We start from the raw sequence: 24,213 nt of genomic DNA, 5'->3' as shown, positions 1-24,213 counted from the left end.
CTGGAGAACTGCCCATGCTCATCCCCCATCGGATGCTGGAAGCCGACACCCTGACCCGGCTGATCGAAGACTTCGTCACCCGCGAGGGCACCGACAACGGCGACGAGACTCCGCTGCCGGTGCGCGTGGAGCGCGTGCGCCACGCCCTGGACCAGGGCCAGGCGGTGATCGCCTTCGATCCCGACAGCCAGCAGTGCCAGCTGATGCTCAAGCAGGACGTGCCGAAGGAATGGCTGGACTGATATCGGGCCGGCGCCCCCGGGCATCAGGCCCTTCGGCGCGACCGGAGCAGTCGCAGATAGACCGGCGCATTGACCGCCAGCACCAGCGCGCCCAGCCACAGCTGAAGCCGCGGCGTCAGGCCGGCCGGGTAGATCAGCGGATACAGGTAGTGTTCGATGAAGCCGCCGCCGTAGCCGGTCTGCCCGGCTGCCCGACGCATGGCGTTCTCCCAGCCGGTCAGGGGACACGGCAACTGGAAGAGTTCGGCCGCCGCGCCCCAGACCACCATAGGCAGATGCCAGCCGAGCAGACCGCGCCACCTGAGCACCAGCAGCCCGCCAAACAGCACCAGCAGGATGAACAGCAGGTGCAGCAGCATCAGGGCATCGGCGGCGATCCGGTAGAGCATGCCGGCGCTCAGCTCTCCGGCGGCACCAGGGGCACGGCCAGGACCTTGTCGATGCGCGTGCGGTCCATGTCCACCACCTCGAAGCGCCAGCCGCCGCATTCGAAGCGGTCGGTGACCGCCGGCACCCGCTGCAGGCAGTGCATCACCAGCCCGGCGAGAGTGTGATAGGCGTTGTCCTCCTCGCCCGGCAGATCGGTCCGAAGGTCCAGCGCCTGCTTCAGGCGCTCGATGCCCAGACCGCCGTCGATCAGCCAGGAGCCGTCCTCGCGGCGGGCGATCTCCGGTTCGCCCTCCTGCCGCTCGTTGGGGAAGTTGCCGACGATGGCGGTCAGCACGTCGCGCAGGGTGACGATGCCCTGCAGGTCGTCGAACTCGTCGACGATCACCGCGAACTCCCGGCGCAGGCTGCGGAAACGCTCGAGCAGGGAGGTGCAGGCCACCCCCTCATGAACGTACAGCGGCGGATGGATGGCCTTCTCCAGATCGATGGGGGCGCCCTCGAGCGCCGGCTTGAGCAGGTCGCTGCGCTGCAGCACGCCGGCCACCTGACCGATGCCGCCGCGGCAGACCAGCACCCGCGAGTACGGGCTGTCGGCCAGCCGCCTGAGCTGCTCCTGCGGCTCGTCCTGCAGGTCGATGGCGTATATCTCCTGACGCGGACACATGATCGCGCCGACCGACAGCTCGTCCAGCTGCAGAACGTTGGCGACGAAGGCCCGCTCGCTCTCGTGGAAGACGCCGGCCTCGGCGCCTTCCTCCATCAGCACCTTGATCTCCTCCTCGGTGACCGGAGGCTCCTCCTTGTGCTTCACCCCGATCAGGCGGACCAGCAGGGAACAGGAGGAGGAGAACAGCCAGACCAGCGGCGCGGCGATCTGCGCCAGGCGGTTCATCGGCTGGGCGATAAGCATGGCGATGGCCTCCGGCGAGAGCAGTGCCAGGCGCTTGGGCACCAGCTCGCCGACTACCACCGAGAGATAGGTGATCAGCAGCACCGTGCAGCCCAGGGCGATACCCTCGGCATAGACGGCCATGGGCGTCTGCGCCAGCCAGGCGGCCAGGGGATCGGCCAGCAGGCTTTCGCCGATGGCGCCGCTGAGGATGCCGACCGTGGTGATGCCGACCTGGATGGTCGAGAGGAAGCGCGAGGGACTCTCCTGCAGCGCCAGCGCCACGGCGGCGCCGGCCCGGCCTTCGTCGGCGAGCCGCTGCAGACGGGCCTTGCGCGAGGACACCACGGCGATTTCCGCCATGGCGAACACGCCGTTGAGCAGAATCAGCAGCAGGATGAGGCCCAGATCCATGAAATCCCCCCGCAGTGCCAGGGTGTGGTGTAGGCACCATAGCACTCCGGGCGGGTGCGTGATCGCCCCGACTCAAGAGCGATACCCACGGAATGAAAAAAGGCAGCCCGGAGGCTGCCTTTCGACCGCGTCGTTGCGACGGATCAGTGGGCTACGGCGCCAGTGGCGCCCAGGCCGGTCTGCGAGCGGACGAACTGCGGGAAGAACAGTGCGCGCTCTTTGGCCGCCGAGTTCGAGCGGTCGGTGATGGAGAAGAACCACACGCCGGTGAAGGCAGCGATCATCGAGAACAGCGCCGGGTACTTGTAGGGGAAGATCGCCTGGGCGTTGCCCAGTACGTCGACCCATACGGTCGGGCTGAGGATGGTCAGCAGCATCGCGGTGAACAGGCCCAGGGCACCGCCGTACAGCGCGCCGCGGGTGGTCAGGTTCTTCCAGTACATGGAGAGGAACAGTACCGGGAAGTTGCAGCTGGCTGCGACCGAGAAGGCCAGGCCGACCATGAAGGCGATGTTCTGCTTCTCGAAGGTGATGCCGAGCAGGATCGCGACCACGCCCAGGGTCAGGGTGGTGATCTTGGTCACGCGCATCTCTTCCTCTTCCTTGGCCTTGCCCTTCTTGATCACGCAGGCGTACAGGTCGTGGGACACCGACGAGGCTCCGGCGAGAGTCAGACCGGCGACCACGGCGAGGATGGTGGCGAAGGCCACGGCCGACATGAAGCCGAGGAACAGGTTGCCGCCGACGGCCTTGGCCAGGTGGATGGCGACCATGTTGGTGCCGCCGATGATGGCCCCCGAGGCATCCTTGAACTCCGGATTGGTGCTCACCAGCAGGATCGCGCCGAAGCCGATGATGAAGGTGAGGATGTAGAAGTAGCCGATGAAGCCGGTGGCGTAGAACACGCTCTTACGCGCTTCCTTGGCATCGCCGACGGTGAAGAAGCGCATCAGGATGTGCGGCAGACCGGCAGTACCGAACATCAGCGCCAGACCGAGGGAGATAGCCGAGATCGGGTCGGACACCAGGCCGCCGGGGCTCATGATGGCCTGGCCTTTCGCGTGCAGGCTCACGGCCTTGTCGAACAGCGTGCCGAAGTCGAAGCCGACCGACACCATCACCATCAGCGCCATGAAGGTGGCACCGCAGAGCAGCAGGATGGCCTTGATGATCTGTACCCAGGTGGTCGCCAGCATGCCGCCGAACAGCACGTACATCACCATCAGCACGCCCACCAGGATCACCGCGACGTAGTAGTCGAGGCCGAACAGCAGCTGGATCAGCTTGCCGGCGCCGACCATCTGGGCGATCAGGTAGAAGGCCACCACGATCAGCGAGCCGCAGGCCGAGAGGATGCGGATCTGGGTCTGACCGAGGCGATAGGAGGCCACGTCCGAGAAGCTGAACTTGCCCAGGTTGCGCAGGCGTTCGGCCATCAGGAACAGGATGATCGGCCAGCCCACCAGGAAGCCGATGGAGTAGATCAGGCCGTCGTAGCCGGAGGTGAACACCAGTGCGGAAATCCCCAGGAAGGAAGCCGCGGACATGAAGTCACCGGCGATCGCCATGCCGTTCTGGAAGCCGGTGATGCTGCCGCCGGCGGTGTAGTAGTCGGAAGTGGAGGTGTTGCGCTTGGCCGCCCACTTGGTGATGCCCATGGTCATGATGATGAACACCACGAACATGGCGATCGCCGTGTAGTTGGTCGGCTGCTTCTGGACTTCGCCGGTGATGGCGTCGGCCAGCAGCATCGGAGAGGCTGTCAGCAAGGCAGCGGCAGTCAGTAGACGCTTCATTATTCTTGTACCTCATTGAGGATTTCTTGGTTCAGGCGATCGAATTCGCCATTGGCACGGCGCACGTAGACGCCGGTCAGCAGGAAAGCGACCACGATCAGGCCGATGCCGATGGGCATACCCCAGGTGATGCTGGAGTCGGGGCTGATCTGCTGTCCCAGGGAGTGCGGGGCGAAGGCGATGAGCAGGATGTAGCCGACGTAGAGGCCGAGCATGATGCTGGAGAGCAACCACGCGAAGCGCTCACGTCGAGCTACCAGTTCTTTGAAGCGCGGATTCTGTTCGATCCGCTTGTATATAGCTTCATTATTCATTTTATTGTCGTCCTCTCAACACAGTTTTGCCGGTAAGTACATAATCAGATGCAGACTTCCTACACTGGAAGACGACTTTAGTCTTAGTGCCTTGAATCGCGACTGACTGGTACCTCCCTTGGTAGACATCCGGAAGCGGACCGAAGATCCCTAGCGAAGGTATCGAGAACGACAATTTTCAGCGCAGGTGGCCGGTCGTTAGGCTCAACTCCCCCCCCAGGAAGCGACTTGCCCGAGTGCGCCATGCCCAAGCCTCTGCCCCCCCCTGATGCACCTCTGCATCGCCTTCGGCAGCGCCACGCCTGAGGGCGAGCCAGGCAGGACGGCGAGCGGCTAAGATGCAAGTCCAGCTGCCCGGAGCCTGCGACCATGCCCGCCGCCCCCCGCTTTCCGCTGCTGCCGTACCTGTTCGCCACCCTCCTCGCCCTGCTGGCGCTGGCCGGTCTCTGGTACGGCATCAGCAGGCCGGTGGGCCTGCCGGACGTGGTCAGCGCCGCGCACAAGCTGCAATGCGTCTCCTACAGCCCGTTCGACAAGGACCAGTCGCCCTTGGACGAGCCCTTCGTGCTGCGCGAGGCGCGCATGGACGCCGATCTCGCCGTTCTCGCCAGGCGTTTCCACTGCGTGCGCACCTACTCCATGACCGGTCTGCAGGCGATCCCCGCGCTGGCCCGCAAGCACGGTCTGAAGCTGCTGCTGGGCGCCTGGGTGAATGCCAACGAGCTGGACACCGAGATCGAGATCGAACTATTGATCGAAACTGCCAGGGCCAACCCGGACGTGGTCGAGGCAGTGGTGGTCGGCAACGAGACCCTGCTGCGCAAGGAGGTCACCGCCCAGCACCTCGCCTCGCTGATCGAGCGGGTGAAGCGCAGCATCGGGCAGCCGGTCACCTATGCCGATGTCTGGGAGTTCTGGCTGAAGCATCCGGAAGTCGCCCCGGCGGTGGATTTCCTCACCATCCACCTGCTGCCCTACTGGGAAGACGAGCCGGCGGGCATCGACCAGGCTCTGGCCCGGGTCGCGCAGGTTCGCCATCTTTTCGGCAGCCGCTTCGCGCCGAAGGACATCCTCATCGGCGAAACCGGCTGGCCCAGCGAGGGCCGCCAGCGCGAGACCGCCCTGCCCAGCCGGGTCAACCAGGCCCGCTTCATCCGCGGCTTCGTCGCCCTGGCCGAGCAGCAGGGCTGGCGCTACAACCTGATCGAGGCCTTCGACCAGCCGTGGAAGCGCGAAAGCGAAGGCGCGGTGGGCGGTTACTGGGGGCTGTTCGATGCCGACCGCCGGGAGAAGAGCGTCCTCGCCGGGCCGGTCTCGAACCTGCCGGACTGGCCGTTCTGGCTCGGCGCGAGCTGGCTGATCCTGACGACCATGCTGGTCCTGGGCGGCCGCCCGGCTTCCGCCACGGCGGCCTTGCTGCTGCCAGCACAGGCCGCGCTCGGCGCCGCCTGCATCGGCCTGTGGGGCGAGATGGCACGCACCGGCAGCCGCTTCATCGGCGAATGGCTGTGGGCAGCGGCGCTAGTCGGCCTGAACCTGATGGTGCTGCTGCACGGCACCCTGCTGCTCTCGGCCCGCCGGGGCTTCCGCGCTCGGCTGTTCGCCTGGCTGGAGGCACGCGGCGGCTGGTGGCTGACGGCGGTCGGCTTCGCTGGCGCGGTGTTGATGCTGGGATTGGTGTTCGACGCCCGCTACCGCAGCTTCCCCAGCGCGGCGCTGCTGCTGCCGGCGCTCCTCTACGGCTGCCGCCCGGTGCCTGGCCCGCGGCGGGAAATCGCCCTGCTCGCCTGTCTGATCGGCGCGGGCATCCTGCCGCAGCTGTACCAGGAAACCCTGCTCAACCGCCAGGCGCTCATCTGGGCGCTGGTCAGCGGCCTGCTGGTCGTCGCCTTGTGGCGCAGCCTGCGACTGGGCCGGAAACGCCGCCCCGCAGGCGCCACGGCGCCGTCGACGAGAGCGCCCGCCCTTTAGCCTCCAGTCAGGTCTCGCGGACCAGGCGCAATCCGGCGATGACCAGGGCGAACACCGCCAGCGTGGCGGTGTAGAGCACCAGCGCCGGGATACCCAGGATCAGTGCCAGCAGCCCCAGCCAGCGCCCCGCACGCCCCGGCAGGAAGAAGCCGACCAGGGCCGGGATCAGGGCGCACCAGGCGAGGATACGGAAGTGGATCATCAGGCCCAGCCCGGCACGCAGCTGGCATTCCCAGCGCAGGGCCTCGTCGACGCACAGACCGATCCAGCGGCTGTCCTCCATCAGGGCGAAACGCAGTCCGTAACTGGCTGCCAGCCAGAGCGACAGTAGAGTCAGAAGCAGGATCGGCGGCATACGGGCGTTCATCGGGACACTCCAGGGAGGCAGGCGCCCCTCATTCGACCTCGCCCATCGTCGGAGACGCAAGGGACGGAGGCACTCGTTGCGCTGGTCACTGTCGTATGGCCATATCGGACACCGGTCGCACCGCCCATGCCACGCTCATCCCGCTTCGTCTCCCTGCTCGTCGGGCTTTTCCTCTGCACCGGCGCAGCGGCTGGCGATATCGACGCCGCCAGCTACGGCTTTCCGCTGCAGAACCCCTTCGAAGCGACCATCGCCACCACGCCGCCGGAGCTGCGCCCGGACCTGCCGGACGACGACGATATCGTGCAGCGCGACTACAGCCTGCGCCTGCGCCCGGAGCGGACCTTCACGCTGCCGGGCAACTTCTGGCCGGTGAAGGAGCTGCACTACCGCCTGGCCCGCCAGGCCGGCACCGCCCCGCTGATCTTCATCATCTCCGGCACCGGCGCGAGCTACGCCAACGGCAAGACCGAATACCTGAAGAGGCTGTTCTACGGCGCCGGCTACCACGTGGTGCAGCTCTCCTCGCCGACCAGCTACGACTTCATGGCCGCCGCCTCGCGCACCGCCACGCCCGGCATCAGTCAGGACGACGCACAGGACCTCTACCGGGTCATGCAGGCGGTGCGCGAGCAGCACGCGGATCTGCCGGTCAGCGAGTACTACCTCACCGGCTACAGTCTCGGCGCGCTCGATGCGGCCTTCGTCAGCCGGCTGGACGAAACCGCCAGGCGCTTCGACTTCAAGCGCGTGCTGCTGATCAACCCGCCGGTCAACCTCTACACCGCGGTGCGCGCCCTCGACCGCCTGGTGCAGACCGACGTGTCCGGCATCACCAACAACCGGACCTTCTACGAGCTGATCCTCGGCAAACTGACGCGCTACTTCCAGCAGCGGGGCTACATCAGCCTAGACGACGCCCTGCTCTACGACCTCCAGCAGTCCGGGGAGCGCCTGAGCAACGAGGAGATGGCCATGCTGATCGGCTCCGTGTTCCGCTTCTCGGTGGCCGACATCGCCTTCACCTCAGACCTGCTCAACCAGCGCGGGCTGATCACCCCGGCCGGCTATCCCATGGACGAAGGAACCCCGCTCGAACCCTTCTTCGCCCGGGCCCTGCTGTGCAACTTCCAGTGCTATCTGGAAGAACAGCTGGTGCCGCTGTGGCGCGCCCGCAACGGCGGCGGCAACCTGGAGCAGCTGGTCCGCCGGATCAGCCTGTACGACCTGCAGGACTACCTGAGCAGGAGCCGGAAGATCGCCGTGATGCACAACGCCGACGACCTGACCCTCGGCCCCGGCGACATCGGCTTCCTGCGCCGGACCTTCGGCGACCGACTGACGCTCTACCCGTCCGGCGGACACTGCGGCAACCTCAATTACCGGGTCAACGGCCGGGCCATGGTGGAGTTCTTCCGTGGCTAGGGGAGCATTGCTGGTCGCCGCCCTGCTGTGCGCGCCCCTGGTCTGCTCCGCCGCGGGAACGGATCCGGACGGCTTCAAGCGACCGCTCGAGCAGTTGCGCTTCAACCCCGCCCTCGGCCAGCGCGAATTCGAGCGCTCCTCCCTCGCCACGCTGAACGTCTACGATCCCTGGGAGTCCTGGAACCGCCGGATATACCACTTCAACTACCGCTTCGACGAATGGGTGTTCCTGCCCGTGGTGCGCACCTACCGGCGGGTCACCCCCCGCTTCGTCCGCAGCGGCATCGGCAACTTCTTCGCCAACCTCGGCGATGTGTCCAACCTGCTCAACAGCGTGCTGCAGCTCAAGGGCAAGCGCTCCCTGGACATCACCGCACGCCTGCTGTTCAACACCATCTTCGGCGTCGGCGGCCTGTGGGACCCCGCCAGCCGCATGGGCCTGCACAGGCAGAGCGAGGATTTCGGCCAGACCCTCGGCTACTACGGCGTACCCGGCGGTCCCTACCTGATGCTGCCGATCCTCGGCCCCTCGAACCTGCGCGACGCCGGCGGCCTGGTGACGGACTTCTTCAGCGCCTACCAGATCAACTACCTGGATTTCGCCAAAACCAGCAGCGACCAGCCGGAGCTGCTGATACTGCGCGGGGTGGACGCCCGCTACGGCGCCGACTTCCGTTACGGCCAGCTGAACTCGCCGTTCGAGTACGAGCAGATCCGCTTCGTCTACAGCCGCGCCCGCGATCTGCAGATCGCCGAGTGATCGAGATCGATCGACCGGCTCGATGAATAACCCGCGAAAGTCGCAACCATTCACCGAACGACTCGGACTAGGATGCAGCCACCTTCCTTTTCTGCAGGGAACCCCATCATGACCGCCTACCGCTCCGTCCTCTCCACCCACGTCGGCCAGCCCACCTCCGACGGCGCCGGCGTACGCCTGCTGCGGGTGATCGGCGGCCCCGGCCTCGAGCGCTTCGATCCCTTCCTGATGCTCGACGAGTTCGGCTCGGAAAATCCCGGCGAATACATCGCCGGCTTCCCGTCGCACCCGCACCGGGGTTTCGAAACCATCACCTACATGCTCGAAGGGCGCATGCGCCATGAGGACCACATGGGCCACGTCGGCCTGCTGGGCAGCGGCGGCGTGCAATGGATGACCGCCGGCCGCGGCGTCATCCACAGCGAGATGCCGGAACAGCAGGAAGGCACCATGCGGGGGTTCCAGCTCTGGCTCAACCTGCCGGCCGCGGACAAGCTGTGCGCCCCCGGCTACCGCGACTTCGCTCCCGAGGAAATCCCCAGCCTGCGCACCGCCGAGGGCGTCGGCGTAAAGGTGATCGCCGGGCGCTTCGAGGATGGCCGGATCAGTGCGGACGGCGCGGTGCAGCGCCCGCAGACCGAGCCACAGCTGTTCGACCTGCAGTTGCCGGCCGGCAGCCAGGTGACCCCGAAACTGGCAGAGGGCCTGCGGGTCATGCTGTACGTCTACGAGGGCAGTCTCGGCGTCGGTGACGCTCGGACCGAAGCATCCGCCGGCCGCCTGCTGCGCCTGTCCGACCAGGGCGAGTTGCGGCTGCACAGCCAAGGCGGCGCCCGCGTGCTGCTGATCGCCGGCCGGCCGCTCGGCGAACCCATCGTGCAGTACGGCCCCTTCGTGATGAACAGCCAGGAGGAAATCGAACAGGCGCTGCGCGACTACCGCAACGGCAGTTTCGTCGAGGGCCCCTATTGAGGGGACGGGGCTAGCTGTACAGGCTCGGCTCGCCGTCCGGCCGGGTCTTGAAGCGCCGGTGCGCCCACAGGTACTGCTCCGGCTGCTGGCGAATCGCCTGTTCGACCAACTGGTTGATCCGCCGGCAATCGGCCTCCTCCGACTCGCCGGGGAAATCCTCCAGCGGCGGATGGATCACCAGGCGGTAGCCCGAGCCGTCAGCCAGCCGCGACTGGCTGAAAGGCACCACCCTCGCCTTGCCCAGCCGGGCGAACTTGGTGGTCGCGGTCACGGTCGCCGCGGGAATGCCGAACAGCGGCGCGAACAGGCTCTGCTTGCGCCCGTAGTCCTGATCCGGCGCGTACCAGATCGCCCGCCCGGCCCGCAGCACCCTGAGCATGGCGCGGATGTCCTCGCGCTCGATAGCCGTGGCATCGGCGTTGTGCCGTTCGCGGCCGCGTCGCTGCACGTAGTCGAACACCGGGTTGGAATGCTCGCGGTACATGCCGTCGATGGTCTGGCGCTGGCCGAGCAGCGCAGCGCCGATCTCCAGGGTGGTGAAGTGGAAAGCCATCAGGATCACCCCCCGGCCTTCGGCCTGCGCCCGCTGCAGGTGCTCCAGGCCCTCGATGCGCGCCAGTCGGGCCAAGCGCTGCCGGGGCCACCACCAGCTCATGGCCATTTCGAAGAAGGCGATGCCGGTCGAGGCGAAGTTCTCCCGCAACAGCTGCTCGCGCCGGGCCTCCGATAGCTCGGGAAAGCACAACTCGAGATTGCGCCTGGCGATCCGGCGCCGGGACCCGGCCAGATGGAACATCAGCGCCCCCAGCCCGCGTCCCAGCCACAGCAGGCAGACATAAGGCAACTGCACCAGCAGCCAGAGCAAGCCCAATCCCAGCCAGAGCAGCCAGAAGCGCGGATGGAGGAAACGGGCTCGAAAACGCGGGCGATCCATTCTCAGACTCGGAGGCGGCGGAACGCGGCATTCTATCGGGAAATGCCGCCGACCATCGGAACTCGAAGCGAAACCGCCGCTCCAACCCGCCCCGGGTGTCAGCCTGGGCGAGCCCGCCCCGGAAGGCTGGGAACCGCCTGGAGGACAGGCTCTAGCTTCCGGCAGTTTTTCCCGCTATAAGTCCCGCCACCGAATGCAATGGGCAGATCATGAGTCAAGCCGAACCCCTCGACCAAGCCTCCGTCTTCCAGCTCAAGGGCAGCATGCTGGCCATCACCGTGCTGGAGCTGGCGCAGAACGATCTCGACCGTCTTGAACGCCAGTTGAGTGTCAAGGTGGCGCAGGCTCCGAACTTCTTCCAGAACACGCCCCTGATCCTAGCGCTGGACAAGCTCGAGCAGGGAGCCGAAGCACTCGATCTGGCCGCACTGATGGCGGTCTGCCGGCGGCACGGCCTGCGCACCCTGGCGATCCGCGCCAGCCGGGCGGAGCACATCGCCGCCGCGCGCATCCTGGATCTTCCGGTCCTGCCCCCGTCCGGGGCCCGGGAAAGGCCGCTCAATCCGGCCGGCAGCCCCCCCGCGGAGCAGAAGAAACCGGAAAAACCGGCCGAACCGGTAACCAAGCCGACCAAGGTCGTCAGCACTCCGGTGCGCAGCGGCCAGCAGGTCTATGCCCCGGGCGGGGACCTGCTGGTCCTGGCCCCGGTGAGTGCCGGAGCGGAACTGCTGGCCGATGGCAACATCCATGTATACGCACCGATGCGCGGTCGCGCGCTGGCGGGTATCAAGGGCAATACCCAGGCCCGCATTTTCTGCAAGCAACTGGCTGCGGAACTGGTTTCCATCGCCGGCCATTACAAGGTCGCCGAGGACCTCAGACGCGATCCGCTCTGGGGTGAAGCGGTACACATACATCTGTCGGGCGATGTGTTGAACATCACCCGACTTTAACGGATACTGCCGCGATTTGGGGGGCTTTCACCGGCTTTTTCTCTGCCTGTGGACGCGGCATGAAGCTCCCGATATTCCTTCATTTGGGGTGAATCACCTTGGCCAAGATTCTCGTTGTCACTTCCGGCAAGGGTGGCGTAGGCAAAACCACAACTAGCGCCGCCATCGGTACCGGCCTCGCTCTGCGCGGGCACAAGACCGTCATCGTCGACTTCGACGTCGGTCTGCGTAATCTCGACCTGATCATGGGCTGCGAACGCCGTGTGGTGTACGACTTCGTCAACGTTATCAACGGAGACGCCACCCTGACCCAGGCCCTGATCAAGGACAAGCGCCTCGAGAACCTCTACGTGCTGGCGGCCAGCCAGACCCGCGATAAGGACGCCCTGACCAAGGAGGGCGTCGGCAAGGTCATGGAAGAGTTGCGCGAGAATTTCGAATACATCGTCTGCGATTCGCCGGCGGGCATCGAGAAAGGCGCACATCTGGCCATGTACTTCGCCGACGAGGCGGTCATCGTGACCAACCCCGAGGTCTCCTCGGTACGCGACTCCGACCGCATGCTCGGCCTGCTCGCCAGCAAGTCCCAGCGGGCCGAAACCGGCGCCGAGCCGATCAAGGAGCATCTGCTGCTGACCCGTTACAACCCGGCACGCGTGACCAAGGGCGAAATGCTCGGCGTAGGCGACGTCGAGGAGATCCTCGCCATCCGTCTGCTCGGCGTGATCCCGGAGTCCCAGGCGGTGCTGAAGGCTTCCAACCAGGGTATCCCGGTGATCCTCGACGAAGAGAGCGATGCCGGGCAGGCCTATAGCGATGCGGTCGATCGCCTGCTCGGCAAGGAAGTGCCGCACCGTTTCCTCGACGTGCAGAAGAAGGGCTTCCTGCAACGCCTGTTTGGAGGTCGTGAATGAACATTTTCGACTTCTTTCGCGAACGCAAGAAGCAATCTTCTGCCGCTGTCGCGAAAGAGCGTCTGCAAATCATCGTCGCCCACGAACGCGGTCAGCGCAGCCAGCCCGACTACCTTCCGGCTTTGCAGCAGGAACTGGTCGAAGTGATCCGCAAATACGTCAATATCGACAACGATCAGGTGCAGGTGATCCTGGAAAACCAGGGCAACTGCTCCATCCTCGAACTCAACGTCACCCTGCCGGAGCGTTGATCGATTCACCCCCACAAGACGGCGGCTGCGGCCGCCGTCTTCGTTTCCGGATAGCCAAATGCCCCTGTCGAACATCGAAATCGTCCACGAAGACGACGCCCTGCTGGTGATCAACAAGCCCACCCTGTTGCTCTCGGTGCCCGGCCGTGCCGAGGACAACCGGGACTGCCTGGTCACCCGCCTGCAGGAGAACGGCTATCCGGAGGCACGCATCGTGCACCGCCTCGACTGGGAGACATCCGGACTGATCGTCCTCGCCCGCGATGCCGACAGCCATCGCGAACTGTCCCGCCAGTTCCACGACCGCGAGACCGAGAAGGCCTATACCGCGCTCTGCTGGGACGAACCGGAAGCGGACAGCGGGCGCATCGAGCTGCCGCTGCGCTACGACCCGCCGACCAAGCCGCGACACGTGGTCGATCATGAACTCGGACGTCACGCCCTGACCTTCTGGCGTGTGCTCGAGCGTTGCGGCCAGTACAGCCGGGTCGAGCTGACCCCGATCACCGGTCGCTCGCACCAGTTGCGCGTGCACATGCTCGCCATCGGCCATCCGCTGCTGGGCGACCGCCTGTATGCCCACGCCGAGGCCCTTGCCGCCTTCGAACGCCTCTGCCTGCATGCCAGCATGCTCGCCTTCAGCCATCCGCAGAGCGGCCAGCGCCTGCGCTTCGAGAGCCCGGCCCCCTTCTAGGGACACATCCGGCAGATTGGCGGGCAACAGTATCCCACCCAATGGATAGAGCCGGGGAACGGCGGCGTCGCGCGCCCCTCTCCGGCGGCGCGAAAACCGGTAACGGGTCGAGCCCGTCGAGCGTCTAATTACGCCCGTCACGCTCGATGGGATACACTCCGAGGCATCGCTGTCCGGAGTCACTTATGCGCAAAGAACTCAATCAAGGCCTGATCGACTACCTCAAGGCATCGCCCACCCCTTTTCATGCCTGCGCGAGCCTGGCCCGGCAGCTCGAGGCCGCCGGCTATCAGCGTCTGGACGAGCGAGAAGCCTGGTCGACCTATCCCAGGGGACGCTACTACATCACCCGTAACGACTCGTCGATCATCGCCGTTCAGCTCGGCCGGCACTCGCCGCTGGAAACCGGCCTGCGACTGGTAGGGGCGCATACCGACAGCCCCTGCCTGCGGGTCAAGCCCCAGCCGGAACTGCAGCGCCAGGGCTTCTGGCAGCTCGGCGTGGAAGTCTACGGCGGTGCGCTCCTCGCCCCCTGGTTCGATCGCGACCTGTCCCTCGCTGGGCGGGTCACCTTCCGCCACGGCGGCAAAGTCGAGAGCCAACTGATCGACTTCAAGCAGCCGATTGCCATCATTCCCAACCTGGCCATCCATCTGAATCGCAGCGCCAACGAAGGCTGGAACATCAACGCTCAGTCCGAATTACCGCCGATCCTGGCGCAAATTGCCGGTGACGAGCGCGCCGACTTTCGTGCCCTGCTGGCCGAGCAACTGCGCCGCGAGCACGACATCAATGCCGACGTGGTGCTGGACTTCGAGCTGTGCTTCTACGACACCCAGCCAGCGGCGCTGATTGGCCTGAACGGCGACTTCATCGCCGGCGCCCGCCTGGACAACCTGCTGTCCTGCTATGCCGGCCTGCAGGCCCTGCTCTCCACCGGCGAGGAGGAAAACTGCGTACTGGTCTGCACCGATCACGAAGAGGTCGGCTCCAGCTCCGCCTGCGGCGCCGACGGCCCCTTCCTCGACCAGGTACTCCACCGCCTGCTGCCCGAGGGCGACGACTTCGTGCGCATCATGCAGAAGTCCCTGCTGGTCTCGGCCGACAACGCCCATGGCGTGCACCCCAACTATGCTGATCGCCATGACGACAATCACGGACCCAAGCTCAACGCCGGCCCGGTGATCAAGATCAATAGCAACCAGCGCTACGCCACCAACAGCGAGACCGCCGGATTCTTCCGCCACCTGTGCTTCGACGTGGAGGTTCCGGTGCAGAGCTTCGTCACCCGCAGCGACATGGGCTGCGGCTCGACCATCGGGCCGATCACATCCAGCCAGCTGGGAGTGCGCACCGTCGATATCGGTCTGCCGACCTTCGCCATGCACTCGATCCGGGAACTGGCCGGCAGCCAGGATCTGTCGCATCTGGTCAAGGTGCTCACGGCGTTCTATTCCAGCCCCGAGCTACCCTGACGCCACAACTACTGGCGAGACCGGCGCCTGACCGCTGCCGGCCTCGTCAGCCACTCAGTGCAGACTCTCGTCGATCAGCAGCGCCAACTTGCCGGCGACCTGGTTGCTCGCCAGCGATTCGAACGCTTCCTCGACATCCTTAGCCGCGAAGCTGCGCTCCAGCCGCGGCTGCAGGCGCCCCTCAGCGAAGAGCGGCCAGACATTCTGGCACAGCTCACCGATGAGTTCGCCCTTGAATAGATCGTCACGATTGCGCAGCGTCGAGCCGATCAGCTGCACCCGCTTGCCCAGCAGCTTGGCCAGGTCCAAGGTCGCTTCGCGCCCGCCCATGAGCCCGATCACCACCCAGCGGCCGTCACGGGCGACGATATCGAGGTCGAGCGCGGCATAACGGGCACCGACCGGGTCGAGGATCACGTCGAAAGGCGCGAAGTCGCGCAGACTCTCCATATCCTGGGTCCGCACGACGCCGCCTTGAGCCCCGAGGCTTTCGCAATAGGCCAGGCGCTCGGTGGAACCGACGCTGACCCAGCAGGGATTGCCGAAGGCCTTGCATAGCTGGATGCCCGCCGAACCGACGCCACTGGCACCGGCATGGATCAGGACCTTCTCGCCCGGTTTCAGGGCTCCCAGCTTGAACAGATTGAGCCACGCGGTGGCATAAACCTCGGGCAGGACGGCCGCTTCGGCCAGCGACAGGCCCTCCGGCACCGGCAGAACGTGCCGCGCGTCCACTACCACCTCATCCGCCATGCCACCGCCTGCCAGCAGCGCGCAGACCCGGTCGCCGACCTTCCAGCTGGCACCTGCGCCGACTTCGCTGATCACGCCGGCGCATTCCAGGCCGAGCGCATCGCTAACCCCCGGAGGTGGCGGATAGAGGCCGGCACGCTGCAACAGGTCGGCCCGATTCAGGCCGGCGGCGGCTACCCGGATTCTGACCTGTCCCACATCGCAGGTCGGAGCCGGGCGCTCCCTCCACTCCACATTACCTTCGACGCCTTGCAATGCCTTCATGCTACCTCCATAGTAGGTTTTTGACTCGTCCGATGCAGTATCGGCGCTTGCCGTCAAGCTGAAACGGAACCCGCCCTCTGCCTGGTTGGCCTAATATATGCGTTATCACTTCCCAGTAGTCGAATCATAATGAAGCGCTTCCTCCCCAGCACCGTTCTCGCCCTCAGCCTTGGTCTCAGCGCTTCGCTGCTCGCGCCTTTCGCCGCAGCCGCCGCCAACTGGGAAGCCCTGCAACCGGATCGCGATCAGGTGATCGCCAGCCTGAACGTGGTCGAGCTGCTCAAGCGTCACCACTACAGCAAGCCGCCGCTGGACGACGCCCGCTCGGTCAAGATCTACGAGAGCTACCTCAAGCTGCTCGACCCGAGTCGCAGCTATTTCACTGCGAGCGACATCGCCGAATTCGACCGCTGGCGGACCCAGTTCGACGACTTTCTAAAGAGCGGCGATCTGCGTCCGGGCTTCACCATCTACAAGCGCTATCTCACCCGCCAGGAAGAGCGCCTCAACTTCACCCTCGCCCAACTCCAGAAGGGTGATGAGCTGTTCGACTTCAGCGGCGACGAAACCCTGTTGATCGACCGCGAGAATGCCCCCTGGGCCAAGGACACCGCCTCCCTCGACGACCTCTGGCGCAAGCGCCTGAAAGACGAGGTCCTGCGCCTGAAGATCGCCGGCAAGCAGCCCAACGCCATCCGCGAACTGCTCGTCAAGCGTTACAAGAACCAGTTGGCGCGCCTTGAGCAGACCCGTAGCGAAGACGTCTTCCAGGCCTACATCAACGCCTTCGCCCAGACCTACGATCCGCACACCAATTACCTGTCGCCGGATAACGCGGAAAACTTCGACATCAACATGAGCCTGTCGCTGGAAGGCATCGGCGCCGTGCTACAAAGCGATAACGAGCACGTCAAGGTAGTACGCCTGGTGCCTGCCGGCCCCGCCGAGAAGAGCAAGCAGCTCGCCCCTGCCGACCGGATCATCGGCGTCGCCCAGGGCGACGGAGAAATGGTCGACGTGATCGGCTGGCGCCTGGACGAGGTGGTCAAGCTGATCCGCGGACCGAAAGGCTCGGTGGTACGCCTGGAAGTCATCCCGGCGAAGAACGCCCCCAACGACGAAACCAGCAAGGTCGTTTCCATCACCCGCGAAGCGGTCAAGCTGGAGGAGCAGGCGGCGAAGAAGTCCGTGCTCCAGTTGTCCCACGATGGCCGCCAGTACAAGCTCGGGGTGATCGAGATCCCGGCCTTCTACCTGGACTTCAAGGCGTTCCGGGCCGGCGATCCCGACTACAAGAGCACCACACGCGACGTGAAGCGCCTGCTCAGCGAGCTGAAGAAGGAAAAGGTCGACGGCGTCGTCATCGACCTGCGCAACAATGGCGGCGGCTCGCTGCAGGAAGCCACCGAACTGACCGGGCTGTTCATCGACCAGGGACCGACCGTGCTGGTGCGCAACAGCGATGGTCGGGTCGACGTACTCGCCGACGAGGACAGCGGCACCTACTACACCGGGCCAATGGCCGTGCTGGTCAACCGCCTGTCGGCTTCGGCCTCGGAGATCTTCGCCGGCGCCATGCAGGACTATCATCGCGCCCTGATCATCGGCGGCCAGACCTTCGGGAAGGGTACCGTGCAGACCATCCAGCCGCTCAACCATGGCGAGCTGAAGCTGACCCTGGCCAAGTTCTATCGGGTTTCCGGACAAAGTACCCAGCATCAGGGCGTGATTCCGGACATCAGCTATCCGGACGTGGTGGATACGAAGGAAATCGGCGAAAGCGCCCTGCCCGAGGCCATGCCCTGGGACAGCATCCGCCCGGCGATCCAGCCAGAAAAGAACCCCTTCAAGCCATTCCTGGCCGAGCTCAAGGCAAAACACAACCAGCGGACGGAAACGGACCCGGACTTCGTCTTCACCCGCAAGCGTCTGGACCTGAGCCGCCAGTTGATGCAGGAAACCACGCTCAGCCTCAATGAGGGCAAACGCCGCGCCCAGCACGACGAGATCGAGGCCAAGCAGCTGGCCATCGAAAACGCCCGCCGTCAGGCCAAGGGCGAGGAGCTGCTGAAAGAACTGAAGGAAGAAGACGAGGACACCCTGCCAGCCGCGGACGACAAGACGCCACCCGAGGACGATGCCTACCTGGCGGAAACCGGGCGCATCCTGCTCGACTACCTCAGCCTGAGCAAGGAGGCGGTGGCCAAACACTGAGTCCACACGAAAGACTCACTCAAGACCAAGGGGCCGTCATGCGGCCCCTTCTTTTTTTCTCTTACCGGAAGCCGAGCTCTCGGGCGCGCCCTTCGTAACGCTGCGCCTGCTCGGCATCGGCCTTGAAGCCATGACCGCCCTCACGGAATAGCTTGGCCAACCGATGGGCCGCCAGCGGATGCCCCGCTGCCGCGGCCGCTTCCCACCAACGGGCCGCAGCGACCGCATCCGGCTCCTGCTGGGAATCCCCCGCGAGACTGAGCACGCCCAATTGATAGGCAGCCTTACCATCCCCCCTCGCGGCAGCCAGGCCGAGCAGACGTCTCCCCTCCTGGCGAGCGCCCAGCCCCTGCCCACGGAACAACAGCAGATGTCCGTAGAAACTCTGGGCCTGGATGTTACCGAGATTCGCCATCCGCGCGAATTGCCCCTCCATCCAGCGCCAGATGCGAGGTTGGCGCATCAGCCACTTCTGGTGGAAAAGCTGTCGGGACAGCTGATAGCCGAGCATGGCTCGCAAGCGTAAAAAAAGCATTCACAACCCCTCGTAGCTGAACTCGAAGACTCGCACGACCTCTGCCGCATGCCAGGAAGCGGCGGCAGCCCCGTCGGGGGCCCCCGAGAAGCGTCCCAGCTGCGCCGCGCAGTCGAAAAAACCAGGGCGCGGCAGGCGACTCGCTCCCTGGCTGATGACCAGCGAACTGCGCAAGGGACGCTCGGCGCGCGCATCCAGCACCGCCAGATGCTCGAGGGCTGCCGCCAGGGTCTGCATGGCCGGCGGGGGTAGCTGCAATCGTTCGATCAGGGCTCGGTAGGTCAGAAGATGGCGGCTCTGGCGCGCATCGTCCAACTCGCTCAGCAGCGCTTGCCAGTGCTGACGACTAATGCGAATGCTCAAGGCTAGGCCCCCCACTCCGTGAAGCCCAACGCCCGGGCCAGGGCACGACGAATGGCACTATCGGGCTCTCGCTCGCCTCTCTCGATCATGCCCAGGTACGACGGGCTGATTCCCACCGACCTGGCGAGCTGCTCCAGCGACAGCCCTTGGGCCTCACGCAGGGCACTCAGCTGAGCGGGGCGCGGAGGCGCCGCGGTGGCCACCGGGGTGTCAGCCTTCGCCGGCGCCCCACTGCCGATTCCGGCAGCCTCCAGCAGTGCCTGATATTCGCTCCACGGCAGCACCGCATATTCCGCCTCACCGTCGCGCATGATCACTTGAACGTTCATTTCCAACCCCCTGCCAGAACTGCATCCTCAAATAAATGGTAACAGGCGAAATGGGCAGGGTAGCCATGGCGGATATCCGGATATCGCATTTCGGGTACCCGCCAACCTCTCAGTGCCTGGGAGTATCTGCATCCAACTCTTCGTCGGACGGCAAACGCTCCAGACTCGCCCTTCGCTCGACGGACTGCTCCGCACGCCAGGACCGGAAGGCATCCAATTCACCTCGCCAGGTACGCATCACCCAGGCAAGCACGGCAACATCGTCCAGGAAACCTACCCCTAGCAGCCAGTCCGGCAGGGCATCCAGCGGGGAGAGGAAATACAGCAACCCGGCCACTGAGGCGAGCAGGGCCTGGCGACTGACCTGTCGGTACTCTCCGCGCCACCAGGCTAGGCACAAGGCCTGCAGCAGGCGGAGATCTTCCCGTAGCCCGCCCAGCCGCCCCTCTCGCCTGGCGATCTTGCGAGCGACGGCGAGCAGGAGGGTCGGCAATCGACCTTTGCTTACAAAGCTTTGAGCCAAACGGAGATAGCGGGCAAAAACCCAAGGTGTTTTCATGGTCACTCCCCTCTACGCCGCGCCAACCGTGGCTTTCCCGAGGTTATCCACGGTTCCTGTGGATAACCTTGTGAACAGAGTATGAATCAGCCGGGCAAAGGCCCGTTCCGTGCGGCCCTGGCACAAATCGGGCATTTTTTGTTCATTAAAAAAATCTCAAAAAAATCAAAAGGTTGAAATTTTCTGAGAAATAGGCCATGAGGTTCTCAGGTCGAACTTGCAAATAACCGGATGATGTGAATAACCCTGCGACAATGTCAGCTTATGGCGCCAACTCCCTGACACCACCGTAGAACAGGCCTTTATGTCCCCCGCTTGAAACGACAACGCCCCACCAAGGTGGGGCGTTCCATTACCGCGGCAGGCTTACTCGGCTTCCGGCTCAGCTGCCGGCTCGTCGCCGGGAGTAGCCAGTTCGCCAGGCTGATCCTTGATGCCGAGCAGCTCCAGGTCGAACACCAGCACCGAGTTCGCCGGAATCGCAGGGCTCGGACTCTGCGCCCCATAGGCCAGCTCGCTGGGAATGTACAGCTTGAACTTCTCGCCGACGTGCATCAGCTGCAAGCCTTCGACCCAGCCGGGGATCACGCCGCTGACCGGCAGATCGATGGGACTACCGCGCTCTACGGAGCTGTCGAAGACGGTGCCGTCGATCAGGCGCCCTTCATAATGCACGGTAACCACATCGCTGGGCTTGGGCTGAGCGCCATCGGCCTTCTTCAGCACCTCGTACTGCAGACCGGAAGCCGTGGTGGTCACGCCTGCGCGCTTGGCATTCTCCTCGAGGAATTTCTTGCCGGCCTTGGCGTTTTCCTCGCCCATCGCAGCCAGACGCTCTTCGGCTCGCTTCTGCAGGGAAGCAAAGGCCTCGATCAGCTCCTCATCCTTCAGTCGCTGCTCCTTCTTGCCGATCGCATCCTCGATACCCAGAGCGACGGCCTTCGGGTCCAGGTCATCCATGCCTTCCTGGGCAAGACTCTTGCCCATGTTCAGGCCGATGCCATAGGAAGCCTTCTGCGAGGGGGTTTTCAGCTCGACGCTGGTTGGCGAATCGCAACCCGTCAGAACCAGACCCACCAGGGCTATAGCCGCAGCCAACCGATGTTGTCTCATGCTGTTTCCTTTGTTCATACGCCATAGGTCTATCTAGTGAAGACGCGAGCTTAGCAGGCCGCTACGATCACTGGCTATTGCGATAGGAGCAAAGAGTCGGTAAAGAAGTTCAGGCGGCGAAAGGGGAAGAAGGACGAGACCGGCAGGAATCGATCTTATCCGGCGGGACAAGCGATCGCATGAAGGCAGAAACAAAAAAAGCGGCCACTGGCCGCTTTCTTCGTCCTCCAGCAGGCTCTGTCCAGCCTACAGGAATCTATGTGGCGCAGCGGACGGGACTCGAACCCGCGACCCCCGGCGTGACAGGCCGGTATTCTAACCGACTGAACTACCGCTGCGCATTACCACGAGATGGTGGGTGGTGACGGGATCGAACCGCCGACCCTCTGCTTGTAAGGCAGATGCTCTCCCGGCTGAGCTAACCACCCATTTGCTCTCGAAGTGGGGCGCATTCTAGAGATGCCGATGTGCCTTGGCAAGCCCCCTGACGAAAAAAATTCTCAGATGTTCCAAAGGGTTAGCTCGGGGTTGGCCGGGAAGGCCGGCAAGAGAATAATGCCCGCTTTGCGCAATGGAGATACCAGCCCCCATGTGGTTCCGCAACCTGCTCGTCTATCGTCTCACCCAGGACGTTCCCTTCGAGGCCGAGGCGCTGGAAACCGCGCTCGCCGCCAAACCGGCCCGCCCCTGTGCCAGTCAGGAGCTGGCGACCTACGGTTTCGTCGCCCCCTTCGGCAAGGGCGAAGATGCTCCTCTGGTGCACGCCAGCCAGGAATTCCTGCTGATCGCCGCCCGCAAGGAGGAGCGTATCCTGCCAAGCAGTGTGGTGCGGGATGCACTGAAGGAGAAAGTGGACGAGATCGAAACCGAGCAGATGCGCAAGGTCTACAAGAAGGAGCGTGATCAGCTGAAGGACGAGATCATCCAGACCTTCCTGCCACGCGCCTTCATCCGTCGTGCCTCGACCTATGCCGCAATCATGCCCAAGCAGGGGCTGATCCTGGTCGACTCGGCCAGCGCCAGGAAGGCCGAAGACCTGCTTTCCACCCTGCGCGAAGCCATCGGCTCGCTGCCGGTCCGCCCGCTGAGCGTGAAGATCGCCCCGAGCGCCACCCTCACCGACTGGCTGAAGACGCAGAAAGCCGCCGATGAGTTCTATGTGCTCGATGAGTGCGAACTGCGCGATACCCATGAGGATGGCGGCGTGGTGCGATGCAAACGCCAGGACCTGACCAGCGAGGAGATCCAGCTGCATCTCTCCACGGGCAAGCAGGTCACCCAACTGGCGCTGGCCTGGCAGGACAAGCTGTCCTTCGTGCTGGACGACAAGCTGGTCATCAAGCGCCTGCGCTTCGAAGACCTGCTGCAAGAACAGGCCGAGCAGGAAGGTGGCGACGATGCACTGAGCCAGCAGGACGCCAGCTTCACCCTGATGATGATGACCCTTGTCGAGTTCCTGCCCAAGCTGTTCGAAGCCCTGGGTGGCGAAGAGATTCCCCAAGGCCTCTGAAATCCTCTCAAGCCAGCGAATCGGCGCAGGTCGCCGCGCAACGCCGCGACCTGCGCCTCGCTCTGCTATCAGCTTGCCGTTGGAAAAAGGCACATCAGCTCGCCGGCATCCAGCCATTCGGCGACCTTCCAGACCGACTCCCGAGCCGACCGACTCTCGCCTTCCCCGGCGGGGCAACGCCCCCCGGTCGACGCAACGCATCGCCGATTGGCCGCTCATCGAGCGCGGACAGCGGGCTGCAAAGCAGCGAGGCCGGCCCCTCCTCAGGAGTCGCCTCCAGCCCTCGATGCTCGACGCGATAGGAAACGTCCGAACAGCCAGGATAGAAAGCGCATGGTGAATTCGGGAACGGCATGGAAGAGATAGCCGTTCACCGCCAGATTGAGCAGCGAGACGACCAGGAACAGCTGTGGTATCGACAGGCCGACTACACTCAGCAGGATAATTGCCGCTATTGCGGAGACGACCATCAGCAGGGCATTGAGGATGTTGTTAGCTGCCACCACCCGGGACCGCTGGCCCTCCTCGGTGCGTGCCTGGATCAGGGAGTAGAGCGGTACGATATAGAAGCCGCCGAAGGCGCCGAGCCCCAGGATATCCACCAGCACCCACCAGGCCTTGCCCTGAAGCAGCAATGCAAGCCAGTCCTGGGGAGGATGACCTGCAGAAAAGCCATCCGAATGCCAGTAGAGCAGAAGGCCGCACAGGGTCAGGCCGATGGCACCGAGCGGTACTAGGCCGAGCTCCAGCCTCCCCTTGGAGAGCCGCGCGCAGAGCATCGAGCCCAGCGCGATACCCACCGAAAATACCGTGAGAATCAGCGTCACCACGCTTTCGTCGCCGTGCAGCCAATCCTTGGCATAGGCAGGAATCTGCGTCAGGTAGGTCGCCCCAAGGAACCAGAACCATGAGTTTCCCAGCAGCGATCTCGATACCGAGACATGCTGCCCGGACAAACCGAGACGCAGGGTTTCTCCGGATTGGCGGAGGATGTTCCAGTCCAGCTGCAGCTCCGGCAAAGCCGCATGGGCGCGCGGGATGCCGCGACTGGCCAGATAGCCGAACAGCGCCACCAGCACCACAGCGACGGAAACGGCGGCAGCGTAGCGTTCCTGCGACATGAGCAGGCCCGCCCCGATGGTGCCGGCGAGAATGGCGAGGAAGGTGCCCGTTTCCACCAGGGCATTGCCACCGACCAGTTCGTCGCCATGCAGGTGCTGCGGCAGGATCGAGTATTTGACCGGACCGAAGAGCGCCGAATGACTGCCCATGCAGAACAGCGCAGCCAGCATCAGCGGCAGGTTGCCCCAGCATATGCCGACGGCACCGACCAGCATGATGACGATCTCGGCCAGCTTTAACGCCCGCATCAGGGCATCCTTGGCGAACTTCTCGCCGAACTGGCCACCGAGGGCCGAAAACAGGAAGAATGGCAGGATGAACAGCAGTGCGCAGAGATTGACCAGCAGGCTCTGACTCTGCCCGCCGAGGCGGTAGAGAATGATGAGCACCAGCGACTGCTTGAACAGGTTGTCGTTGAACGCACCCAGCAGTTGGGTAATGAAGAACGGCAGAAAACGCCGCTTGAGCAGCAGGGCCGATGGCGAACGCGGGTTCATCTTCCGTGGTTTTCCTGAAGGGTCGGCTGACGGCGGGGCCGCCATTGAACGGCGGAATACGGAAGCGGGCAAGGCCGGGAGATAGCGAGCATTTCTGCGACATATTCGCGCAGAGCGCCCGAAAGCCTTGCTACCTTCGTCGCAGGCCCGTTTTTTTGCTGCGACACTTCGGATTCCCGGGGTCGCGCCACTG

24 protein-coding genes, 2 tRNA genes and 1 pseudogene are annotated in these 24,213 nt (G+C 64.5%); 12 read left to right on the top strand and 15 right to left on the bottom strand.

Translation table 11 applies throughout. From position 1 onward, the window contains the following. The first annotated feature begins 14 nt into the window (after positions 1–14). Positions 15–242 carry a YheU family protein gene (locus ACFOJE_RS18580; protein WP_377816228.1) on the top strand — a complete coding sequence of 76 codons (228 nt, stop codon included), beginning with the start codon at positions 15–17 and terminating at the stop codon, positions 240–242. A gap of 23 nt (positions 243–265) precedes the next feature. On the opposite strand, the gene ACFOJE_RS18575 is transcribed toward ACFOJE_RS18580, so the two are convergent. The 4 genes from ACFOJE_RS18575 to ACFOJE_RS18560 all read right to left on the bottom strand — a co-directional run bounded on the left by ACFOJE_RS18575 (position 266) and on the right by ACFOJE_RS18560 (position 4,045). After that, on the bottom strand, positions 266–631 hold the full coding sequence (locus ACFOJE_RS18575) for a DUF2784 domain-containing protein (RefSeq protein ID WP_377816226.1): 366 nt from the start codon (positions 629–631) through the stop codon (positions 266–268). An 8-nt stretch (positions 632–639) separates the two neighbouring features. Further along, a complete protein-coding gene (locus tag ACFOJE_RS18570; RefSeq protein ID WP_377816224.1) occupies positions 640–1,935 on the bottom strand; it encodes a hemolysin family protein in 1,296 nt (431 codons plus the stop codon). A gap of 143 nt (positions 1,936–2,078) precedes the next feature. Continuing rightward, on the bottom strand, positions 2,079–3,731 hold the full coding sequence (locus ACFOJE_RS18565; protein ID WP_377816222.1) for a cation acetate symporter: 1,653 nt from the start codon (positions 3,729–3,731) through the stop codon (positions 2,079–2,081). Beyond that, entirely contained in the window at positions 3,731–4,045 is a 315-nt protein-coding gene (locus ACFOJE_RS18560; protein WP_377816220.1) for a DUF485 domain-containing protein, read from the bottom strand. The genes ACFOJE_RS18565 and ACFOJE_RS18560 overlap by 1 nt, the downstream gene beginning before the upstream one ends. Before the next feature lie 369 nt (positions 4,046–4,414). Here ACFOJE_RS18560 and ACFOJE_RS18555 point away from each other — a divergent pair, with 369 nt between their 5' ends. After that, positions 4,415–6,016 (top strand): glycoside hydrolase family 17 protein, encoded by a 1,602-nt coding sequence (locus ACFOJE_RS18555; RefSeq protein ID WP_377816218.1) that lies wholly within the window; start codon positions 4,415–4,417, stop codon positions 6,014–6,016. 7 nt (positions 6,017–6,023) lie between these two features. Here the strand turns inward: ACFOJE_RS18555 and ACFOJE_RS18550 are convergent, their stop codons facing one another. Then, entirely contained in the window at positions 6,024–6,383 is a 360-nt protein-coding gene (locus ACFOJE_RS18550; protein ID WP_377816216.1) for a hypothetical protein, read from the bottom strand. A 126-nt stretch (positions 6,384–6,509) separates the two neighbouring features. On the opposite strand from ACFOJE_RS18550, the gene ACFOJE_RS18545 reads away from it, so the two are divergent. The 3 genes from ACFOJE_RS18545 to ACFOJE_RS18535 all read left to right on the top strand — a co-directional run bounded on the left by ACFOJE_RS18545 (position 6,510) and on the right by ACFOJE_RS18535 (position 9,540). Further along, positions 6,510–7,808 (top strand): serine/threonine protein kinase, encoded by a 1,299-nt coding sequence (locus ACFOJE_RS18545; RefSeq protein WP_377816214.1) that lies wholly within the window; start codon positions 6,510–6,512, stop codon positions 7,806–7,808. Next, positions 7,801–8,568, top strand: coding sequence for an MlaA family lipoprotein (locus ACFOJE_RS18540; protein WP_377816212.1), 768 nt, complete (start codon positions 7,801–7,803; stop codon positions 8,566–8,568). The genes ACFOJE_RS18545 and ACFOJE_RS18540 overlap by 8 nt, the downstream gene beginning before the upstream one ends. A 108-nt stretch (positions 8,569–8,676) precedes the next feature. Then, complete coding sequence (locus tag ACFOJE_RS18535; protein WP_377816210.1) at positions 8,677–9,540, top strand: pirin family protein; 864 nt, start codon at positions 8,677–8,679, stop codon at positions 9,538–9,540. Between the two features lie 10 nt (positions 9,541–9,550). On the opposite strand, the gene ACFOJE_RS18530 is transcribed toward ACFOJE_RS18535, so the two are convergent. Then, the gene (locus ACFOJE_RS18530; protein ID WP_377816208.1) at positions 9,551–10,474 is read right to left on the bottom strand and encodes a lipid A biosynthesis lauroyl acyltransferase; all 924 of its coding nucleotides are present in this window, start codon (positions 10,472–10,474) and stop codon (positions 9,551–9,553) included. Positions 10,475–10,683: 209 nt separating this feature from the next. On the opposite strand from ACFOJE_RS18530, the gene minC reads away from it, so the two are divergent. The 5 genes from minC (at position 10,684) to ACFOJE_RS18505 (ending at position 14,761) form a co-directional block, all read left to right on the top strand. Continuing rightward, positions 10,684–11,427: a septum site-determining protein MinC gene (gene minC, locus ACFOJE_RS18525; RefSeq protein WP_377816206.1), complete on the top strand. Its 744-nt coding sequence runs from the start codon at positions 10,684–10,686 to the stop codon at positions 11,425–11,427. Between the two features lie 98 nt (positions 11,428–11,525). Next, the gene (minD, locus tag ACFOJE_RS18520) at positions 11,526–12,341 is read left to right on the top strand and encodes a septum site-determining protein MinD (protein WP_377816204.1); all 816 of its coding nucleotides are present in this window, start codon (positions 11,526–11,528) and stop codon (positions 12,339–12,341) included. Next, entirely contained in the window at positions 12,338–12,592 is a 255-nt protein-coding gene (gene minE / locus ACFOJE_RS18515) for a cell division topological specificity factor MinE (RefSeq protein ID WP_377816202.1), read from the top strand. Before minD ends, minE begins: the two co-directional genes overlap by 4 nt. A gap of 25 nt (positions 12,593–12,617) precedes the next feature. Next, complete coding sequence (locus ACFOJE_RS18510) at positions 12,618–13,286, top strand: RluA family pseudouridine synthase (protein ID WP_377816347.1); 669 nt, start codon at positions 12,618–12,620, stop codon at positions 13,284–13,286. 185 nt (positions 13,287–13,471) lie between these two features. Continuing rightward, positions 13,472–14,761 carry a M18 family aminopeptidase gene (locus tag ACFOJE_RS18505; RefSeq protein ID WP_377816200.1) on the top strand — a complete coding sequence of 430 codons (1,290 nt, stop codon included), beginning with the start codon at positions 13,472–13,474 and terminating at the stop codon, positions 14,759–14,761. A 54-nt stretch (positions 14,762–14,815) separates the two neighbouring features. Here the strand turns inward: ACFOJE_RS18505 and ACFOJE_RS18500 are convergent, their stop codons facing one another. Continuing rightward, positions 14,816–15,778, bottom strand: a complete 963-nt coding sequence (locus ACFOJE_RS18500) for an NAD(P)H-quinone oxidoreductase (protein ID WP_377816198.1) — start codon at positions 15,776–15,778, stop codon at positions 14,816–14,818. Positions 15,779–15,907: 129 nt separating this feature from the next. On the opposite strand from ACFOJE_RS18500, the gene ACFOJE_RS18495 reads away from it, so the two are divergent. After that, positions 15,908–17,992: a carboxy terminal-processing peptidase gene (locus ACFOJE_RS18495; protein ID WP_377816196.1), complete on the top strand. Its 2,085-nt coding sequence runs from the start codon at positions 15,908–15,910 to the stop codon at positions 17,990–17,992. Positions 17,993–18,053: 61 nt separating this feature from the next. Here the strand turns inward: ACFOJE_RS18495 and ACFOJE_RS18490 are convergent, their stop codons facing one another. The 7 genes from ACFOJE_RS18490 to ACFOJE_RS18460 all read right to left on the bottom strand — a co-directional run bounded on the left by ACFOJE_RS18490 (position 18,054) and on the right by ACFOJE_RS18460 (position 21,319). After that, complete coding sequence (locus tag ACFOJE_RS18490) at positions 18,054–18,527, bottom strand: sel1 repeat family protein (protein WP_377816194.1); 474 nt, start codon at positions 18,525–18,527, stop codon at positions 18,054–18,056. Then, positions 18,528–18,890, bottom strand: a complete 363-nt coding sequence (locus ACFOJE_RS18485) for a hypothetical protein (protein ID WP_377816193.1) — start codon at positions 18,888–18,890, stop codon at positions 18,528–18,530. Positions 18,891–18,892: 2 nt separating this feature from the next. After that, positions 18,893–19,219, bottom strand: coding sequence for a helix-turn-helix domain-containing protein (locus ACFOJE_RS18480; protein ID WP_377816191.1), 327 nt, complete (start codon positions 19,217–19,219; stop codon positions 18,893–18,895). A 109-nt stretch (positions 19,220–19,328) separates the two neighbouring features. Further along, the gene (locus ACFOJE_RS18475) at positions 19,329–19,778 is read right to left on the bottom strand and encodes a YkvA family protein (RefSeq protein WP_377816189.1); all 450 of its coding nucleotides are present in this window, start codon (positions 19,776–19,778) and stop codon (positions 19,329–19,331) included. A 366-nt stretch (positions 19,779–20,144) separates the two neighbouring features. After that, a complete protein-coding gene (locus ACFOJE_RS18470; RefSeq protein WP_377816188.1) occupies positions 20,145–20,891 on the bottom strand; it encodes an FKBP-type peptidyl-prolyl cis-trans isomerase in 747 nt (248 codons plus the stop codon). Between the two features lie 261 nt (positions 20,892–21,152). Next, positions 21,153–21,229 (bottom strand) — tRNA-Asp (locus ACFOJE_RS18465). A gap of 14 nt (positions 21,230–21,243) precedes the next feature. Further along, a tRNA-Val gene (locus ACFOJE_RS18460) sits at positions 21,244–21,319 on the bottom strand. Positions 21,320–21,480: 161 nt separating this feature from the next. Here ACFOJE_RS18460 and rdgC point away from each other — a divergent pair. Then, positions 21,481–22,401 (top strand): recombination-associated protein RdgC, encoded by a 921-nt coding sequence (gene rdgC, locus ACFOJE_RS18455; RefSeq protein ID WP_377816186.1) that lies wholly within the window; start codon positions 21,481–21,483, stop codon positions 22,399–22,401. A gap of 80 nt (positions 22,402–22,481) precedes the next feature. On the opposite strand, the pseudogene ACFOJE_RS18450 reads toward rdgC, so the two are convergent. Beyond that, positions 22,482–24,020, bottom strand: a pseudogene (locus tag ACFOJE_RS18450) (glycerol acyltransferase); the annotation flags it as partial. Between the last annotated feature and the right edge of the window lie 193 nt (positions 24,021–24,213).

It is taken from the genome of Azotobacter bryophylli (assembly GCF_042643485.1).
Lineage (GTDB): Bacteria > Pseudomonadota > Gammaproteobacteria > Pseudomonadales > Pseudomonadaceae > Azotobacter > Azotobacter bryophylli.
This window is presented reverse-complemented; position numbering and strand designations above follow the sequence as displayed.

Excerpts from the sequence above, each read along its gene's own strand:
- ACFOJE_RS18580 (WP_377816228.1), top strand. The coding sequence starts at position 15 with ATGCTCATCCCCCATCGGATGCTGGAAGCCGACACCCTGACCCGGCTG.
- ACFOJE_RS18575 (WP_377816226.1), bottom strand. The coding sequence starts at position 631 with ATGCTCTACCGGATCGCCGCCGATGCCCTGATGCTGCTGCACCTGCTG.
- ACFOJE_RS18570 (WP_377816224.1), bottom strand. The coding sequence starts at position 1,935 with ATGGATCTGGGCCTCATCCTGCTGCTGATTCTGCTCAACGGCGTGTTC.
- ACFOJE_RS18565 (WP_377816222.1), bottom strand. The coding sequence starts at position 3,731 with ATGAAGCGTCTACTGACTGCCGCTGCCTTGCTGACAGCCTCTCCGATG.
- ACFOJE_RS18560 (WP_377816220.1), bottom strand. The coding sequence starts at position 4,045 with ATGAATAATGAAGCTATATACAAGCGGATCGAACAGAATCCGCGCTTC.
- ACFOJE_RS18555 (WP_377816218.1), top strand. The coding sequence starts at position 4,415 with ATGCCCGCCGCCCCCCGCTTTCCGCTGCTGCCGTACCTGTTCGCCACC.
- ACFOJE_RS18550 (WP_377816216.1), bottom strand. The coding sequence starts at position 6,383 with ATGAACGCCCGTATGCCGCCGATCCTGCTTCTGACTCTACTGTCGCTC.
- ACFOJE_RS18545 (WP_377816214.1), top strand. The coding sequence starts at position 6,510 with ATGCCACGCTCATCCCGCTTCGTCTCCCTGCTCGTCGGGCTTTTCCTC.
- ACFOJE_RS18535 (WP_377816210.1), top strand. The coding sequence starts at position 8,677 with ATGACCGCCTACCGCTCCGTCCTCTCCACCCACGTCGGCCAGCCCACC.
- ACFOJE_RS18530 (WP_377816208.1), bottom strand. The coding sequence starts at position 10,474 with ATGGATCGCCCGCGTTTTCGAGCCCGTTTCCTCCATCCGCGCTTCTGG.
- minC (WP_377816206.1), top strand. The coding sequence starts at position 10,684 with ATGAGTCAAGCCGAACCCCTCGACCAAGCCTCCGTCTTCCAGCTCAAG.
- minE (WP_377816202.1), top strand. The coding sequence starts at position 12,338 with ATGAACATTTTCGACTTCTTTCGCGAACGCAAGAAGCAATCTTCTGCC.
- ACFOJE_RS18505 (WP_377816200.1), top strand. The coding sequence starts at position 13,472 with ATGCGCAAAGAACTCAATCAAGGCCTGATCGACTACCTCAAGGCATCG.
- ACFOJE_RS18500 (WP_377816198.1), bottom strand. The coding sequence starts at position 15,778 with ATGAAGGCATTGCAAGGCGTCGAAGGTAATGTGGAGTGGAGGGAGCGC.
- ACFOJE_RS18495 (WP_377816196.1), top strand. The coding sequence starts at position 15,908 with ATGAAGCGCTTCCTCCCCAGCACCGTTCTCGCCCTCAGCCTTGGTCTC.
- ACFOJE_RS18490 (WP_377816194.1), bottom strand. The coding sequence starts at position 18,527 with ATGCTTTTTTTACGCTTGCGAGCCATGCTCGGCTATCAGCTGTCCCGA.
- ACFOJE_RS18480 (WP_377816191.1), bottom strand. The coding sequence starts at position 19,219 with ATGAACGTTCAAGTGATCATGCGCGACGGTGAGGCGGAATATGCGGTG.
- ACFOJE_RS18475 (WP_377816189.1), bottom strand. The coding sequence starts at position 19,778 with ATGAAAACACCTTGGGTTTTTGCCCGCTATCTCCGTTTGGCTCAAAGC.
- ACFOJE_RS18470 (WP_377816188.1), bottom strand. The coding sequence starts at position 20,891 with ATGAGACAACATCGGTTGGCTGCGGCTATAGCCCTGGTGGGTCTGGTT.
- rdgC (WP_377816186.1), top strand. The coding sequence starts at position 21,481 with ATGTGGTTCCGCAACCTGCTCGTCTATCGTCTCACCCAGGACGTTCCC.